Annotated in this window: 18 protein-coding genes; 8 read left to right on the forward strand and 10 right to left on the reverse strand. The window is 62.4% G+C overall.

What is annotated here, in order from left to right:
* Positions 1–40: 40 nt before the first annotated feature.
* Complete coding sequence (locus PFZ56_RS13775; RefSeq protein WP_110595139.1) at positions 41–862, forward strand: UDP-2,3-diacylglucosamine diphosphatase; 822 nt, start codon at positions 41–43, stop codon at positions 860–862.
* Between the two features lie 139 nt (positions 863–1001).
* On the opposite strand, the gene PFZ56_RS13780 is transcribed toward PFZ56_RS13775, so the two are convergent.
* Positions 1002–1313 (reverse strand): DUF962 domain-containing protein, encoded by a 312-nt coding sequence (locus tag PFZ56_RS13780; protein WP_170001290.1) that lies wholly within the window; start codon positions 1311–1313, stop codon positions 1002–1004.
* 159 nt (positions 1314–1472) lie between these two features.
* On the opposite strand from PFZ56_RS13780, the gene PFZ56_RS13785 reads away from it, so the two are divergent.
* On the forward strand, positions 1473–2534 hold the full coding sequence (locus PFZ56_RS13785; protein ID WP_170001289.1) for an AraC family transcriptional regulator: 1062 nt from the start codon (positions 1473–1475) through the stop codon (positions 2532–2534).
* On the opposite strand, the gene PFZ56_RS13790 is transcribed toward PFZ56_RS13785, so the two are convergent.
* A complete protein-coding gene (locus PFZ56_RS13790) occupies positions 2491–3945 on the reverse strand; it encodes a TrkH family potassium uptake protein (protein WP_102864075.1) in 1455 nt (484 codons plus the stop codon). The two genes, PFZ56_RS13785 and PFZ56_RS13790, sit on opposite strands and share 44 nt — an antisense overlap.
* 122 nt (positions 3946–4067) lie before the next feature.
* Here PFZ56_RS13790 and PFZ56_RS13795 point away from each other — a divergent pair, with 122 nt between their 5' ends.
* The gene (locus tag PFZ56_RS13795) at positions 4068–4634 is read left to right on the forward strand and encodes a nitroreductase family protein (protein WP_102864074.1); all 567 of its coding nucleotides are present in this window, start codon (positions 4068–4070) and stop codon (positions 4632–4634) included.
* 81 nt (positions 4635–4715) lie between these two features.
* Here PFZ56_RS13795 and PFZ56_RS13800 read toward each other — a convergent pair whose 3' ends face one another.
* The 6 genes from PFZ56_RS13800 to PFZ56_RS13825 all read right to left on the reverse strand — a co-directional run bounded on the left by PFZ56_RS13800 (position 4716) and on the right by PFZ56_RS13825 (position 8808).
* A complete protein-coding gene (locus PFZ56_RS13800) occupies positions 4716–6056 on the reverse strand; it encodes a HAMP domain-containing sensor histidine kinase (protein WP_170001288.1) in 1341 nt (446 codons plus the stop codon).
* Positions 6057–6123: 67 nt separating this feature from the next.
* Positions 6124–6561: a Spy/CpxP family protein refolding chaperone gene (locus PFZ56_RS13805; protein WP_102864072.1), complete on the reverse strand. Its 438-nt coding sequence runs from the start codon at positions 6559–6561 to the stop codon at positions 6124–6126.
* 143 nt (positions 6562–6704) lie between these two features.
* Positions 6705–7382 (reverse strand): response regulator transcription factor, encoded by a 678-nt coding sequence (locus tag PFZ56_RS13810; protein ID WP_170001287.1) that lies wholly within the window; start codon positions 7380–7382, stop codon positions 6705–6707.
* Between the two features lie 7 nt (positions 7383–7389).
* Positions 7390–7800, reverse strand: coding sequence for a translation initiation factor 2 (locus PFZ56_RS13815; protein ID WP_102864070.1), 411 nt, complete (start codon positions 7798–7800; stop codon positions 7390–7392).
* A 110-nt stretch (positions 7801–7910) separates the two neighbouring features.
* Complete coding sequence (locus PFZ56_RS13820; RefSeq protein WP_102864069.1) at positions 7911–8210, reverse strand: YciI family protein; 300 nt, start codon at positions 8208–8210, stop codon at positions 7911–7913.
* A gap of 1 nt (position 8211) precedes the next feature.
* Positions 8212–8808, reverse strand: a complete 597-nt coding sequence (locus tag PFZ56_RS13825) for a septation protein A (RefSeq protein ID WP_102864068.1) — start codon at positions 8806–8808, stop codon at positions 8212–8214.
* An 87-nt stretch (positions 8809–8895) separates the two neighbouring features.
* On the opposite strand from PFZ56_RS13825, the gene PFZ56_RS13830 reads away from it, so the two are divergent.
* The 5 genes from PFZ56_RS13830 (at position 8896) to rluB (ending at position 13688) form a co-directional block, all read left to right on the forward strand.
* A complete protein-coding gene (locus PFZ56_RS13830; RefSeq protein ID WP_102864067.1) occupies positions 8896–9756 on the forward strand; it encodes a PHP domain-containing protein in 861 nt (286 codons plus the stop codon).
* Positions 9757–9769: 13 nt separating this feature from the next.
* Positions 9770–10399: an L-threonylcarbamoyladenylate synthase gene (locus PFZ56_RS13835; RefSeq protein WP_102864113.1), complete on the forward strand. Its 630-nt coding sequence runs from the start codon at positions 9770–9772 to the stop codon at positions 10397–10399.
* A gap of 120 nt (positions 10400–10519) precedes the next feature.
* Positions 10520–11218, forward strand: coding sequence for a ScpA family protein (locus PFZ56_RS13840; protein WP_170001339.1), 699 nt, complete (start codon positions 10520–10522; stop codon positions 11216–11218).
* Positions 11219–11230: 12 nt separating this feature from the next.
* Positions 11231–12238 carry an SMC-Scp complex subunit ScpB gene (gene scpB, locus PFZ56_RS13845; protein WP_102878832.1) on the forward strand — a complete coding sequence of 336 codons (1008 nt, stop codon included), beginning with the start codon at positions 11231–11233 and terminating at the stop codon, positions 12236–12238.
* A 259-nt stretch (positions 12239–12497) separates the two neighbouring features.
* Positions 12498–13688 carry a 23S rRNA pseudouridine(2605) synthase RluB gene (gene rluB / locus PFZ56_RS13850; protein WP_102878833.1) on the forward strand — a complete coding sequence of 397 codons (1191 nt, stop codon included), beginning with the start codon at positions 12498–12500 and terminating at the stop codon, positions 13686–13688.
* Between the two features lie 156 nt (positions 13689–13844).
* On the opposite strand, the gene PFZ56_RS13855 is transcribed toward rluB, so the two are convergent.
* Positions 13845–14810 carry a leucyl aminopeptidase gene (locus PFZ56_RS13855; RefSeq protein ID WP_170001286.1) on the reverse strand — a complete coding sequence of 322 codons (966 nt, stop codon included), beginning with the start codon at positions 14808–14810 and terminating at the stop codon, positions 13845–13847.
* Positions 14811–14873: 63 nt separating this feature from the next.
* Entirely contained in the window at positions 14874–15011 is a 138-nt protein-coding gene (locus PFZ56_RS13860; protein WP_162884115.1) for a hypothetical protein, read from the reverse strand.
* Positions 15012–15422 lie beyond the last annotated feature (411 nt).

Consider the following 15422-nt stretch of genomic DNA (forward strand, 5'->3'; position numbering starts at 1 on the left):
CGCTGCGGCGCAAGCTCGCAAAAAATCCCGGAGAGCGTCCATGACCCATGCCGAACTCGCCAAGCCCAGCCGCAAGCAACGGGTACGGACCTTATGGATTTCCGATGTGCATCTGGGCACCCGGGATTGTCAGGCGGAACACCTGGCGCAGTTTCTCAAGGGGTATCAGGCCGACCGTATCTATCTGGTTGGCGACATCATCGATGGCTGGAAACTGCGGGGCGGCATGTACTGGCCCCAGGCCCATACCAACGTGATCCGCCGCTTGCTGACCATGAGCAAGCGCGGCACCGAGGTGATCTACGTCACCGGCAATCACGATGAGTTCCTGCGCCGTTACTCCAAGCTGATCCTGGGCAACATCCAACTGGTGGACGAAGCCGTGCACGTCACGGCTGACGGCCGCCATCTGCTGGTGATCCACGGTGACCAGTTCGACGTCATCACGCGATATCACCGCTGGCTGGCCTTTCTCGGCGACTCGGCCTACGAGTTCACCCTGACCCTCAATCGTTGGCTCAATCATTGGCGGGCGCGCTATGGCTACGGTTACTGGTCGCTGTCGGCCTACCTCAAGCACAAGGTCAAGACTGCGGTGAGCTTCATCAGCGACTTCGAGGAAGCCATTGCCCACGAGTGCGTCAAGCGTGAGTTGCACGGGGTGGTCTGTGGCCACATTCACCATGCCGAGATCCGTAAGGTGGGCGAGGTGGATTACCTCAATTGCGGCGATTGGGTGGAGTCCTGCACAGCCCTGATCGAGCACTGGGACGGCAGCATCGAACTCTATCGCCTGGCCGAGGCCCAGGCCCGGGAAGCCCAGCTCAAGGCCGAGCGCATGAAGATGGCGGAGCCGGCCTGAGCGATGGGTTGTCGATCAGGCTTCAGGTGGGGCTGGCCTGTTCCATCGCCGCCTTGTACAGCGACGCTTGGGGCTGGAGTCTATGCCTGCGTCCCGTCACCACAGTGGCTGTAGGGGGCGGCTTGCTGTCCGGCCGGGCCTAGAAGGGGACCTTGCCGAGAATCATGTCGCGGTACATGACGAAGTCCCCCAGCAGGCTGTACAGCGGATGCTGGAAGGTGGCCGGGCGATTTTTCTCGAAGATGAAATGCCCGACCCAAGCAAAGCCATAGCCGGCAACCGGCAAGGCCAGCAGTAGCAGCCAGGCGCCTTTGCCGATGGCAAAGGCCAGGAGGAAGATCACCAGGCTGGTGCCGATGAAGTGCAGGCGACGGCAGGTGCTGTCGCTGTGCTCACTCAGGTAATAGGGGTAGAACTCGGCGAAGCTGTTGAACTGTCGGATGTTTTCCATGGCCGCGATCTCTGTGCTTGTTGTTCTGTGAGCGGATGTTCTGCGGGGAGCTTATTTGAGTCTAGAGTCCTTGGCAGCGCTGGCCAGTGACAATAGGCGCCACTTTAGTATCCTTGGGAAATTGGCCGTAGCATGCGGCTCATCATGTAAGAAACCCTCATGAGCGAACGAACGACTTCTGCAAGCTGGGCCTTGGGAATAGTCAAGGCCCTGGAGATGGACGGCCTGGATTGCCGCGCTTTGTTCCTGCAGTTAGGGCTCGACTATGGCGCCCTCGACGACCCCGACGCACGTTTCACCCAGGACTCGATGACACGGCTCTGGCAGCGTGCGGTCGAGTTGTCCGGCAACCCGGCGATTGGCTTGAACATGGGCAAGTTGGTTCGCCCGGCGTCCTTCCATGTGGCCGGTTATGCACTGATGTCGAGCCGCACCCTGGTAGAGGGCTTTCAGCGCCTGGTGCGTTATCAACGGATCATTGCTGAAAGTGCTGACCTGAGTTTCCGTCTTTTACCTGAGGGTTATGCGCTGATTCTGACGGTGCATGGCGATCATCTGCCCCCTACCCGGCAAAGCTCCGAAGCCTCGCTGGCTTGCGCCCTGGCCTTGTGTGGCTGGTTGACGGGGCGCGCCCTGCAGCCGCGCAAAGTGCTGTTGCAAGGGCCGCAACCGCAGGATGTGCAGCCTTACAAGGATATGTTCCATGCGCCGCTGGTGTTCGCTGCGCCTTTTGATGCGCTGATTTTCGAGCGGGCTGACATTGAAGCGCCACTGCCGACTGCCAACGAGGCCATGGCCTTGTTGCACGATCGTTTCGCCGGCGAATACCTGGCGCGTTTCTCCGAGAGCCGGGTGACCCACAAGGCGCGGCAAGTGCTGTGCCGTCTGCTGCCGCAGGGCGAGCCCAAGCGCGAGATGGTGGCGCAGACCCTGCACTTGTCCCAGCGTACGTTGCAACGCCGCTTGCAGGAGGAGGGCACCAGCTTCCAGACCCTGCTCGATGACACCCGCCGCGAGCTGGCCGAACAGTACCTGGCACAGCCGCGCATGACCTTGCTGGAAATTGCCTACCTGTTGGGGTTTGCCGATCCCAGCAATTTTTTCCGGGCGTTCCGTCGCTGGTTTGATGTCACGCCCGGTGAGTACCGGGCGCGGTTGCTGGCGCTGCCGGGCTCGATCAATGACGCCAGAACGCCGGAATGCACAGCACGAACACCGTGATGATTTCCAGCCGGCCCAGGAGCATGCCCAGGGACAGGATCCACTTGGCAGCGTCGGGCAGGGTGGAGAAGTTGCCCGCCGGGCCAATGGTTTCTCCCAGGCCCGGGCCCACCCCGGATACGGTGCTGGCGGCGCCGGTCAGGGCGGTCATCCAGTCCAGGCCCAGCAGCGACAGGGCGAGGGCGATCATGCAGATGGTGATCGCGAAGAAGAACGAGAAGGTCAGGATCGAGCGGACGATTTCCTCGTCCAGGCGATGGCCGTTGTACTTCTGCTTGATCACTGCCCGGGGGTGGATCAGCTGATTGAGGTTGGCCTTGAGCAGGATGTAGGCGACCTGGAAGCGGAAGATCTTGATCCCGCCCGCCGTTGACCCCGAACATCCGCCGACGAACCCCAGGTAAAAGAACAGCATCAGTGAGAAATTGCCCCACAGGCTGTAGTCACCCAAGGCAAACCCGGTGGTGGTGACCACCGAGGTCACGTTCAGTGCTACGTGACGCAAGGCCTCCAGCCAGTGCAGGTTGGTGGTCCACCAGTACCAGGTGCCGAGCACCAGCCAGGTCACCAGGAGCATGCCCAGCAAGCCCTGGACCTGCTGATCCTTGATCAAGGCTTTGCGGTTGCCCCGCAGGGTTGCCACATAGAGGGCGAAGGGCAGGCTGCCGAGGATCATCACCACCACCGCCACCCAGTGCACCGCCGGTTGCTGCCAGTTGGCCAGGGATTGGTCAGAGGTAGAGAAGCCCCCAGTGGAGATCGCCGACATGGCGTGGTTGATGGCATCGAAGATGTTCATCCCGGCCCACCAGAAGGCCAGGCTGCCGAAGATGGTGATGCCCACGTAGGTGGCGACAATCAGGCGCGCCACCATGTGCGAGCGCGGCATGACCTTTTCCGAGCGGTCCGAAGATTCGGTCTGGAACAGGCGCATGCCACCGATGCGCAGCAACGGCAGGATCGCCACCGCCATGCCGATAAAGCCGATCCCCCCCAGCCAGTGCAGCATCGAGCGCCAGATCAGGATGCCCGGGGACATGCTGTCCAGGCCGCTGAGCACGGTGGCGCCGGTGGCGGTGATGCCGGACATGCTTTCAAAGAACGAGTCGGTGTAACTGATGTGCTGGGTCAGCAGGAACGGCAGGGCGGCAAAGATACACACCACCACCCAGCTGGAGACCGTCAGCAGGTACATGTCCCGGGGGCGCAGGTGAATGTGTTCGGGACGGCCAGGAATCACCAGAGCCAGGCCGGCGATGAAGGTGATCATGCTGGCCCAGAGGAAGGACGGCAGGTCGCCGGTGCGTTCGAAGATCACCAGTGTCGCCATCGGCACCACCATGGCGATGGCCAGGGTGATGAGGAAGATGCCGATAATGAAACCAATGATCCTTAAGGTCGGCAACGCCATGTGTTCCGCTCGGGCTGGTATGAGAAGGGCGCCCATTCTACCTGCGGTGCAGGGCATGTAAACCGGCACCCGGCCGGCAGATACCGCTAGAATAGCCGGACATTTTTTTCAGGAGGTGGCCGATGGAGGCTCTCGACGCTTTGCTCAACCGTGTTTCCGTGCCGCGCCTGGTGGAGCCAGCCCCCACAGCGCAGCAACGCGAAGCACTGTTCGCTGCCGCCTTGCGGGCGCCGGATCACGGGCAACTGCGCCCTTGGCGCTTTCTCACCGTTGAAGGCGAAGCCCGTGACCAGTTGGGCGAACTGCTGGTCGAAGCGGTACAACTGCAAGGCGGCGAAGTGACTCAGGCCGCGTTGGACAAGGCTCGGGCCATGCCGCTGCGTGCACCGCTGGTGGTCGTGGTCGTGGCACGGCTGCAGGAGCATTTCAAGGTGCCCAAGTCCGAGCAATTGCTGGCGGCGGGCTGTGCAGCCCACGGTATTTTGCTGGCAGCCTATGCCCAGGGTATCGGCGCGGTATGGCGCACGGGCGAGTTGTCCTATTCGCCCCATGTGGCCAAGGGGCTGGGCCTGGCAGACGGCGAAGAGATCATCGCCTTCCTTTACCTGGGCACGCCGCTGAACGAACCGCGGGTCGCACCGAAAGTCGACACCGCCGAGTTCGTCAGCGCCTGGACCGCCAGGGCCTGATTATCCCCTTCGAAAGCTGAGTACCTTGCGGGCAAGCCCGCTGCTGTCGAACCTCGCAGCAGCGGCTTGCCCGCGTTGCATTCAGGCCTGCACCACGGCTCCCGGGACCAGGGGCAGCTCCAGCGTGGCGATGAATCCGCCCAGGGGATGGTTGCCCAGTATCAGGCTGCCGCCGTGGCGTTCCGCTGCGCGGCGGGCGATGGCCAGCCCCAGGCCATGGCCTGGAGCACTCTGCCCTGGGGCGCGGAAGAACGGCTCTCCCAGTTGTCGCAAGTGCTCGGCATCCACGCCAGGACCATGGTCGCGCACGCTGATCTGGATCTTCTCGCCCTGGCGCAGGGCCGTGACTTCGATCGGTTGCCCGGCAGGATTGAAGCGCTGGGCGTTGCGCAGCAGGTTGTCCACCGCCCGTTCAAGCATGGTCGGCCAGCCCCGCAGGCTCAGTTGCGCTTGGGCAGTGATCTGGACCTGCTGCTCGGGACAGGCCAGTTGCGCGTCTTTTTGCAGGGCCTGCAGCAAGGAGTTGAGGTCGACCTCTTCGGCGCTGGCGTTGTCCGCATCGACCCGAGCCAGCACCAGGATCTCGCTGATCAGCGCCTCCAGACGATCACATTCCCGTGTCAGGCGTGGCCAGAGTCTCTCCCGTTCTTCGGGGGCGGCGCGCTCCGCCAGTGCCAGGGCAATACGCAGGCGCGCCAGGGGCGAACGCAGTTCGTGGGAGACATCCCTGAGCAGTTGGCGCTGGCTGCCGATCAGGCTCTGCAGGCGTGAACCCATGCGGTTGAAGTCTCGGGCCAGCACGCCGAACTCGTCACGGCGATTGGCCAGGCGCGCCAGGCTGTTCTGCTGATAGGTGGCCTGGCCAAGGTCGTGAACCGCGCCGCGCAGGCGGCTCAAGGGGCGGGTGATGGACAGGGTCACCAGCAGGCTGAACAGGGTCAGCACCACCAGGGCAATGGCCAGGGCGCTGAGGGGCCAGGTCAGGCTGTCGCGATGCCAGGCATCCAGTTCCGGATGGGGGATGCGGTAGATGAACAGGTAGGTGTCGCCGGTGGTCGGGCTGGTGTATTCCGCTGTCAGGCGGCGCCAGGGCAGGTGGCGGTCATCGTTGTTCTGCCGGGCTTCGAAGGCAGCCGCGCGGCGCGGGAAAGTCCCGCGTACCACCGGGTCGCCGCTCTCGTTGAGTACCTGAACATCGATGTGGTACTGGCGCTTGCGCTGCTGGAGGATGTCTTGGGCGGCGTCTTCGCCCTGGGTCTCGTAGGTTTGCGTCCACTGCGCGGTGAGGCTGTTGAGCCCCGGATGGCGGCTGAGAATCCAGGCGTCCTGGTTGAGCATGTGCCCAAGCAGGATCGACAGTCCTGCAACCAGGGTGATGGCCAGCCAGAAACTGGCCAGGATGCGCCAGAACAATGAACGCACAGGAACTCCTCGAACGCGAAAGCCCAGTGGGGGAGGCCACTGGGCTATTAGGGTGAACGCTAACGCATTATTGCGCTTTTTGCGGTTGTTGCGCTTTCCAGGCCTTGAACTGGGCCCATTCGGCGCGACGTTCCTCTTGTTTCTTGACGATGGCGTCGAACTCTTTCTGTTGTTCGGGCTTGAGCAGGGCGCGGATGTCGGCCTGGGTTTTCTGCTGTTTGGCGGCCAGTTCATCCTTCATGGCTTTCTGGTCGGCCGGCGAGAGTTTCTCCAGGTACTTTTCCACCACGGCCTTGCGGTCGTGCATTTGCTCGCCCATCAGTTTGCCGATCTGCTGACGCTGTTCACGGCTCAGGTCCAGTTCGCTGAAGGGGCCTTTGCCGCGCATGTGTTCGCTGTGCCGAGGGCCGTCCATCGGGCCCATCGGGCCGTTGCCTTCAGGCATGGCCATGGCCACGGTTGGCAGGGCGGCGGCGAACATCAGGGCGATCAGGGTCTTGCGCATGGTGTCTCTCCTTGTCTCATTCCCGGTAAGTTCCGGATGAGTTCAGGTTACCCAGATCAAGGTCAGCGGCAGTCAGCGGAGGGTAAAGCTTGGGTAAAGAAGGTATTTCCGGGCCCTGACAAATGCGCCAGGGCACATTGCAATCACAGGCTGTAGTAATAGCCGCGGCTGCGCAGGGCGACGATTCGTGGGCGGCCGTCGGGGTGGGGGCCGATCTTCTTGCGCAGGTTGCTGACGTGCATGTCCAGGCTGCGGTCATACAGGGTCAGTTTTCGGCCCAGGGCGATCTGCGCCAGCTCCTGCTTGTCCAGGGGCTCGCCAGGCTGCTTGAGCAGGGCTTCCAGCAGGCGGCTTTCGGAAACGGTCAGGGCGATGTCCTGATCGTCGATGTTGACCACACCGCGCACTGGGCTGAAGCACAGATCGCCCAGCTCCATCTGGCTGGAGGCTGCCACCGGGTGGCTGCGGCGCAGCACGGCGCGCAAGCGGGCGGTGAGTTCGCGAGGGTCGCAAGGCTTGGCCAGGTAGTCGTCGGCGCCCAGTTCCAGGCCGAGGATACGGTCCAGGGGCTCGCCCCGGGCCGAGAGCATCAGTACCGGCAGGTCGGGGTGGTCGTTGCGCAGTTGCTTGAGCAGCTCCAGGCCGCTGCCGTCGGGCAGCATCACGTCCAGGACTACGGCAGACGGGGCCATTTCCGACAAGGCCCGGCGTGCACCCAGGCCATCGTGGCAGGCCCGCACTTGAAAGCCTTCCTGGCCGAGCCAGCTGCTCAGGAGCTCGCACAGCTCCTGGTCGTCATCAATCAGTAACAGGTCGCTCATGAATCACTCAATTTAGCCATTGTCGACGCTTGCGATGTCCGCCACTGGCAAAGATACCGCAGAGCAGGGCGATGAGGGCCACGCCGCCGCCGGTGACGAACCATTGCTGCTGGTCGGTCAGCAGGCGTGGCGCCGGGTTGGCCTGGGCCTCTTTGAGTTGCAGCTTGAGGCGCTGGTTCTCCTGGCGCAAGCGGGTCAGCTGCGGGCTTTCCCGTTCGGCATCGGCACTCTGCAGTTGTTTGCTCAGCTCTTCACGCAGGCGTTCGCTTTCTTTCAAGCGTTGCTGCAACTCGGTGATCTGACTGCCGGCGCTCAGGGACAGCGGCGTGGAATGGCCGGTTTCCTGGGTTTCCTCGGCAAGGGCCGGAGCCCCGATCGACAACATGACCAACAGCAGGCACAGCGGACCTTGGCGCATCGAAACTCCTGATTCCAATCGAGTGTTGGGCAGGTTGTCGGCCGTCAAACGAGAATAATGAGCGATTGAGAACGCGATGAACCGTGAAGGTTCATCGCGTCAGGGAGGATTTACGGCATCGATTGCCTGAACGGCTTGACCTGCACATGGGCATAGACGCCGGAGGTCACGAAGGGGTCGGCGTCGGCCCAGGCTTGGGCGGCGCTCAGGGAGTCGAACTCGGCGACGATCAGGCTGCCAGTGAAGCCGGCGGCGCCAGGGTCATTGCTGTCGATCGCCGGGTGTGGGCCGGCCAGCACCACACGCCCTTGGTCCTTGAGCACTTGCAGCCGTTCCAGGTGCGCCGGCCGGTTGGCCAGACGTTTTTCCAGGGAGTTGGCGACGTCTGTGGCAATGATTGCGTAAAGCATGTCAGTCCTCGGTTTTCGGGGTAGTGGGATCAGCGTCATGCAGGTGGCGCGACAGGTAGACGCCCTGGCCCACCAGGAACAATACAGTCATGCCCAGGCTGCCGAAGACCTTGAAGTCGACCCAGATGCTCTGGAAGGTGAAGGCGACGAACAGGTTGGCGGCGCCGCAGAACAGGAAGAAGGCGATCCAGGCGATGTTCAGGCGGGTCCACACCGGGTCCGGCAAGGTCAGGGCATGGCCCATGATGCGCTTGATCAACAGGCGATCGCCGATGAAGTGGCTGCCGGCAAAGGCCAGGGCGAATAGCCAGTTGACTACCGGCGCCTTCCATTTAAGGAAGGTTTCGCTATGGAAGGCCAGGGTCAGGCTGCCAAAGACCAGGCAGGCGATCAGGGTCAGCCATTGGCTTTTTTCCAGTTTGCGCTGGGAAATGAACAGTGCGCCGTAAACCACCAGGGAACTGATGATCAGTACTGCGGTGGCGCTGTAGATACCGCCCACGCTGACTTCGTGACCGGCAAGGTCGACGATCCGGGGATCGATTTTGTAGACGATGAAAAACAGGAACAGCGGGATGAAGTCGATGAATTGTTTCACAGTGGCAGCCAGAAGCAGGATGTGGCGGCATAATAACAAACATCCTTGGTAGCGAAAGCGCCAGCTGACTTGAGGTTTTATCGTCCTGTGAATGTTGATTTGCACTGCCATAGCACGGCCTCCGACGGCGCCCTGGCGCCTGCGGTTCTGGTTGCGCGTGCGTACGAGAGAGGCGTGCGAATCCTGTCCTTGACCGACCACGACACCCTCGAAGGCCTGGCGGAGGCCCGTCAGGCAGCGGCGCAACTGGGCATGCAGTTGGTCAACGGCGTCGAGCTGTCCTGCACCTGGGGCGGCGCCACTATTCATGTGCTGGGCTACGGATTCGATACCCAGGCCCCGGCTCTGGTGGCGGCCATCGACAAACTGCACGAGGGGCGCTGGCTGCGCTCCGAGGAGATCAGCCGCAAGCTGGCCCTCAAGGGTATGCCCGGGGCGCTGGAAGGCGCCAGGGCGATCCAGCAGGAGTTGGGGGACAGTGGCAATGCCCCGGCGCGGCCGCACTTTGCCGACTATCTGGTACGTGCCGGTTTTGTGAAGGATCGTGCCGAAGCTTTTCGCAAATGGCTGGGGGCGGGAAAGCTGGGGGACGTCAAACAGCATTGGCCGACACTGGAAGACACCGTCGGCACCCTTCGCGAGGCGGGGGCCTGGGTCAGTCTGGCCCATCCCTGGCATTACGATTTCACCCGCAGCAAGCGCCGCCGCTTGATTGCCGACTATATTCAAGCCGGCGGCCATGCAATCGAAGTAGTCAATGGCCACCAACCTGCAGAGCAAGTGGGCAGTTTGGCTATCCTTGCTCGTGAATTCGGACTGCTGGTCAGCGCTGGCAGTGACTTTCATGGCCCAGGAGGCTGGTCCGAGATCGGCGAGTATCGTCCGGTTCCGGAGGACCTGCCGCCACTTTGGTGTCGGTTCAAACATGAGCCAATTATTGCCGCCTGAACAGGTAGAGACAGTGAGTCAATTTTTCCAGATCCACCCGGAAAACCCACAGCCACGTCTGATCAAACAGGCCGTCGAGATCATTCGCGGCGGTGGCGTGGTGATTTATCCCACGGATTCGTCCTACGCCGTTGCCTGCCAGATGGGTGACAAGGGCGCGATCGAACGAGTGCGGCGCTTGCGTCAACTGGACGACAAGCACAACTTTGCGCTGATCTGCAGTGACCTGTCGCAGTTGGGGCTGTTCGCCAAGATCGATACCGGCACTTTCCGCCTGCTCAAGGCTCATGTGCCGGGGCCTTACACCTTCATTCTCAACGCCACCCGGGAAGTCCCGCGCCTGCTGCTGCACCCCAAGCGCCGCACCATCGGCCTGCGGGTGCCGAGCAATCCTATTGCCCTGGCGCTGCTGGCCGAGCTGGGTGAGCCACTGATGAGTGTCAGCCTGATCATGCCCGGCGATACCGAGGCTCTGAGCGACCCCTATGAAATGCGCCAGCTACTGGAGCATCAGGTGGACCTGATCATCGACGGCGGCTTTGGCAGCACCGAGTCCTCCACGGTGATCAGCCTGGCCGATGGTGAGCCGGAAGTGATTCGCGTCGGTTGCGGCGACCCTGCGCCGTTCATGGCCGAGGCCTAGATGTCCGTACTGGAAACCGTCGACGAGCAGGCCGGCGCCCAACAGGAGCTGCCATTCGCCATGGTCTACGGCCAGGCGGTCATGGAAATGCCCCTGGACCTGTACATCCCCCCGGATGCCTTGGAGGTCTTCCTCGAAGCCTTTGAAGGCCCGTTGGACCTGCTGCTGTACCTGATTCGCAAACAGAACATCAACATCCTCGACATCCCGGTGGCGGAAATCACCCGTCAGTACATGGGCTATGTGGAGCTGATGCAGTCGGTGCGCCTGGAGCTGGCCGCCGAGTACCTGGTGATGGCGGCGATGCTGGCCGAGATCAAATCGCGGATGCTGCTGCCGCGCTCCGCTGAGATCGAGGAAGAAGAGGACGATCCCCGGGCCGAACTGATTCGCCGCCTGCAGGAGTACGAACGCTTCAAGGCGGCCGCCGAAGGCATCGACGGCCTGAGCCGGGTCGGCCGCGACGTGGTGGTGCCCAAGCTTGATGCCCCGGAGGCCCGGGCGCGCAAGTTGCTGCCGGATGTGGCCCTGGAAGAGTTGCTGATGTCCATGGCCGAGGTGCTGCGCCGTGGTGACATGTTCGAAAGCCATCAGGTCAGCCGCGAGGCCTTGTCCACCCGCGAACGCATGAGTGATGTGCTGGAGCGGCTCAAAGGCGGTGGCTTCGTGCCCTTTGTCGAGCTGTTCACCGCAGAAGAGGGGCGCCTGGGAGTGGTGGTGACCTTTATGGCGATCCTCGAACTGGTCAAGGAATCCCTGGTCGAGCTGGTGCAGAATGAGCCCTTTGCGGCCATCCACGTACGGGCGCGAGCCGAATAACGAGCTTAAATCATGAATTTGAATGAACCCCGCGAGCTGGCGCCCCTGCTCGAAGCCTTTCTGTTGGCCTCGGGAAAACCCCAGTCCCTGGAGCGCCTGTTCGAGCTCTTCGAAGAAGCCGAGCGGCCGGACCCGGCCGTCTTCAAGAAGGCCCTGACCCTGCTGGGCAAATCCTGCGAAGGGCGGGCTTTCGAGCTCAAGGAAGTGGCTTCCGGCTATCGCCTGCAGATCCGTGAAAAGTTCGCGCCCTGGGTCGGCCGCTTGTGGGAAGAGCGCCCGCAGCGCTACTCCCGTGCCCTGCTGGAAACCATGGCCCTGATTGCCTACCGTCAGCCGATTACCCGGGGCGAGATCGAGGATGTGCGCGGCGTTGCGGTCAACAGCAACATCGTCAAGACCCTGCTCGAACGCGAGTGGATTCGGGTGGTGGGTTACCGCGATGTGCCGGGCAAACCGGCGATGTTCGCCACCACCAAGGCGTTTCTCGACCATTTCAACCTGAAGAACCTCGATGACCTGCCGCCCCTGGCCGAGTTGCGGGAGATCGAGGCCGAGCCGGTGCTGGAGTTCGACGATGCGCCGGTGCCCGAGCACCTGCAGCAGTTGGCCGATGCCAGCGCCGAGCCTGAGGAACCCAAGGAAGAAACCAGCTTCCATAGCCTGCTGCTGGAGCTGGACTCCATGGAGGAGGGAATCAAGACCGACTTCGACGACCTGCATCGTGATGGCGCGGTTGAGTCAGAGAACCCGGAGCCGCTGTTCGATCAGCCTGAGGGGCAAACCGAGGCTGCCGTCCCTGATGACAACTCTGATGACACCGATGAACTTGCGGTCGAGCCCGAAGAGGAGCCGCTGCTTGACGCCGAGGACGATGTGCTGGGCGTTGCCGAGGCCCGAGCCAAGTTGCTGGCTGCCGTTGCGGCCCTGGAGCCTTCGGCGCCGGACTTGAGTGAAGAAGAGGCCGAAGCCCTGGCCCTGGCCGAAGCGATCGAAAACGAACGCCGTCTGCTGGACGACTGACCGTAGCTGGCTGGCCAGTGAAGGTGTCGACCGGTTGGGTGCAAGGCGTGTGGGCCTCTTCGCCGGCAAGCCGGCTTGTGCAGAAGGGGCGCCGGTGGGCGGAAAAAAGCCTGGGCGGCGACTTATCAACTAGTCTGTGATGCGCAACCGCCGCCATGAGCGTATGATTCGCGACCCTTTGGCGATCCCTTCGCCAGAGAACCTGTTTTCACGTCTTCAGGCCGCTCTAGCCTGAAGCGATACACCGGGAGGTGCCCAGATGAGCGATAACGATCAGAACGACCAGGAAATCCGTCCAGCCGGCGAGAAGCTGCAGAAAGTCCTCGCCCGCATTGGCGTCGGCTCGCGCCGCGACGTCGAGTCCTGGATCAGCCAGGGCCGGATCAAGGTCAACGGCAAAGAGGCCACCCTGGGCCTGCGCGTCGACCTGCATGACGCCATTTCCATCGATGGCAAGGTGATCAAGCGCGAAGAGGCCGCCGAATCGGTGCGCCGCGTGATCATGTACAACAAGCCCGACGGCGAGATCTGCACCCGTGACGACCCGGAAGGCCGTCCGACCGTGTTCGACAAGCTGCCGCGTCCGCGGGAGGGCCGCTGGATCAACATCGGCCGCCTGGACATCAACACCACCGGCTTGCTGATGTTCACCACCGACGGTGAGCTGGCCAACCGCCTGATGCACCCGTCCTACGAAATGGACCGCGAGTACGCAGTGCGTGTGCGTGGTGAAGTCGACGACGAGATGATCGAGCGCCTGAAGGCGGGCGTCATGCTCGAAGACGGCCCGGCCAAGTTCACCGATATCCAGCAGGCGCCTGGCGGCGAAGGTTTCAACCACTGGTACCACTGCGTGGTGATGGAAGGCCGCAACCGTGAAGTGCGTCGCCTGTGGGAGTCCCAGGGCCTGGTGGTGAGCCGACTGAAGCGCGTGCGTTTCGGCCCGGTGTTCCTCAACTCCGACCTGCCCATGGGGCGCTGGCGCGAAATGAGCCAGTACGAAGTCGACGTGCTCAGCGCCGAAGTCGGCCTGACGCCGGTGGCGCTGCCACAGCTCAACGCCAAGTCCAAGGACAAGCTGGAGCGCATGCAGCGCAAATCCTCGCGTCCGGTGGGCAAAAGCGAGCGTGTACGCACCCTGCGTCCGGCCAATGGCGCACCGGCCAATCCGCGGGTGTCCCGCGAGCCGCAGATCGAAGGCGAGCGTCCAGGGCGCAAGCCGGCGGCCCGTCAGGATGGCGAGCGCGCGCCACGTGCACCGCGTCCGGCAAGCGGCCGTGGTACTCCAGTAGCCGAGCGTCCGGCGGACACCAAGCGTCCAGCCAAGCCGGCACCGAAGTCCAAGCGCCCAAGCCTGGTGCTGGACAAGGACGCACCGTCCGGCAAGCGCCGTGGTGCCCCGGCCGGTAGCGGCCAGCGTCCAGGCTTCGGTCGTCGCAAGCCGGAATAAGCTCCGGCCCGCAGACAAAAAAACGCCAACCTTCGGGTTGGCGTTTTTTTTGCCCGGTGTTTCGTAGGAGCCGGCTTGCCGGCGAATAGACTCTCAAGCCTTGGGCAAGGCTCATGATCGCCTTCGCCGGCAAGTCGGTTCCTGCATCAAGGAGGGTTAAAAGGCGAACTGGCCGTCGAACACTGGTTTGTTGTCCACCGCCAGCACGCCGGCGCTGAAGATCAGGTCCAGGTGGTGGCTGCCCTTGGCTCCGCCTCCCAGCCCCAGATGCAGGCCGCAATGACGCTCTTCAAAGCCGGAGTTGCGTCCGTACAAGGACTTGATGCCTTCGTTGGTGCCGATCCCCAGCTCCTCGATGCGTCGGTTCGACGGGTTGGCGTCCAGGTACTTGTTGAAGTCATTGGCCAGCCCGGGCACCAGGGTGGCGACCTGGCGGATGCTGGAGTTCTCGATCCACAGCTCCAGCGGAGTCTGCAGCACCCCGTACTTGCGAGCAAAGGGGATGGTGCTGAGGAAGGTGCCGAGGAATTTCACATGGCCATTGATTGCATCGCTGTGGGTGGCGATCTCACCCGGTGCCAGGTCGTAATTGCCCACGCCGTTGATGTCGGTCCACTTCTTCACGCTGTTCAGGGGCGCCTCGAAATACGAGCCCTGGGGATCGCTGAAGCTCAGGGTGCTGGCGTGGGACAGGCGCCGGATCAAGGTGGCGTTGAGGTCGGCGATACGTTGTGGCTCGACGCTGAAGGTGTCGTAGAAATAGTCGCCGTAATCCTTGAACAGCAGGGACTTCTTCCAGTGTTCGGCCATCAGGCCATGCAGGGGGCGGAGGAATTCCGGGCCATCGGGGCGTGGCTGGGGCAGGGTCGAGGAGTCGTAGAAGAAGATGTACAGGTCACAGTCGATGATCGCCTGGGCGAGGCGTTCGGCCGGCTCCAGGTCCAGGCGCAGGGCGCTGACAGTCAGGGGTGTGGCCTGGCGCGATTGTTCGATGATGGCGTTGGCCATGGCCTGGTAGTCGGCGGTATGACCGATCACCACATTCGATGCCTGGGCACCGCTCAAGGCCGGATGGCGTTCGAGGTAGTACAGGAAATGGCGGATGGCGCGGGTCTGGTCCATAAAACCTCCCTGGAGGACAAAGGTGACCGGGGCAGGCGCGAGGCCTGCTCCGGTCCGGGCGCCTTACATCGGCCACATCGCCGTGCCGAACGGCACCACCGCCTCGGCCTGCATCATTTCCACGGCCGCATCGTGGGTTGCCGCTTCGAACCAATCGTCCAGTTGCAGTTCGGTTTCCAGGTCTTGTTCCAGTGTTTGCATGGTGACTCTCCTAGATGACATAGGGCACAGCAGTCCATTGGCGGAACGGATCAACAGCGGCGAACGGGATGGTTGCGAGGGCTGCTCATCCACTCCTCGTACTTGTCGGATGAGGCATCCGGCAAGTGGCTGGAAACCTAGTTCAGGGGATTTTGAAGTGCAAAAAAATAATTAGATTATTTTCTACTGAACTTTATTTTCTATTTTAAGGGCGGAAATTTATCACCTGAAAACAAAAAGCTAAGGCTTTTTCCGATGTGGGATGGCGTGCGCGTCAATTTGCAGTCGCCGCGCTGGTCGATCTGGTTTGGCAAATTAACGTTACGCACTGTAAAGAAAGTATTACGAAATCCTCCGTGTTTCGCCCTGAATCGGCCAAGGCTCGGACGCTGTAAGGAAAAGCTGCCGTCG

The sequence above is a fragment of the Pseudomonas danubii genome, assembly GCF_042980055.1.
Lineage (GTDB): Bacteria > Pseudomonadota > Gammaproteobacteria > Pseudomonadales > Pseudomonadaceae > Aquipseudomonas > Aquipseudomonas danubii.

Bases quoted from the DNA above. Each gene is read 5' to 3' on its own strand.
- PFZ56_RS13815 (WP_102864070.1), bottom strand. From the start codon at position 7,800: ATGCGCCAAGGTCCGCTGTGCCTGCTGTTGGTCATGTTGTCGATCGGG.
- PFZ56_RS13775 (WP_110595139.1), top strand. From the start codon at position 41: ATGACCCATGCCGAACTCGCCAAGCCCAGCCGCAAGCAACGGGTACGG.
- PFZ56_RS13860 (WP_162884115.1), bottom strand. From the start codon at position 15,011: ATGCAAACACTGGAACAAGACCTGGAAACCGAACTGCAACTGGACGAT.
- rluB (WP_102878833.1), top strand. From the start codon at position 12,498: ATGAGCGATAACGATCAGAACGACCAGGAAATCCGTCCAGCCGGCGAG.
- PFZ56_RS13785 (WP_170001289.1), top strand. From the start codon at position 1,473: ATGAGCGAACGAACGACTTCTGCAAGCTGGGCCTTGGGAATAGTCAAG.
- PFZ56_RS13810 (WP_170001287.1), bottom strand. From the start codon at position 7,382: ATGAGCGACCTGTTACTGATTGATGACGACCAGGAGCTGTGCGAGCTC.
- PFZ56_RS13790 (WP_102864075.1), bottom strand. From the start codon at position 3,945: ATGGCGTTGCCGACCTTAAGGATCATTGGTTTCATTATCGGCATCTTC.
- PFZ56_RS13780 (WP_170001290.1), bottom strand. From the start codon at position 1,313: ATGGAAAACATCCGACAGTTCAACAGCTTCGCCGAGTTCTACCCCTAT.
- PFZ56_RS13795 (WP_102864074.1), top strand. From the start codon at position 4,068: ATGGAGGCTCTCGACGCTTTGCTCAACCGTGTTTCCGTGCCGCGCCTG.
- PFZ56_RS13820 (WP_102864069.1), bottom strand. From the start codon at position 8,210: ATGCTTTACGCAATCATTGCCACAGACGTCGCCAACTCCCTGGAAAAA.
- scpB (WP_102878832.1), top strand. From the start codon at position 11,231: ATGAATTTGAATGAACCCCGCGAGCTGGCGCCCCTGCTCGAAGCCTTT.
- PFZ56_RS13805 (WP_102864072.1), bottom strand. From the start codon at position 6,561: ATGCGCAAGACCCTGATCGCCCTGATGTTCGCCGCCGCCCTGCCAACC.
- PFZ56_RS13855 (WP_170001286.1), bottom strand. From the start codon at position 14,810: ATGGACCAGACCCGCGCCATCCGCCATTTCCTGTACTACCTCGAACGC.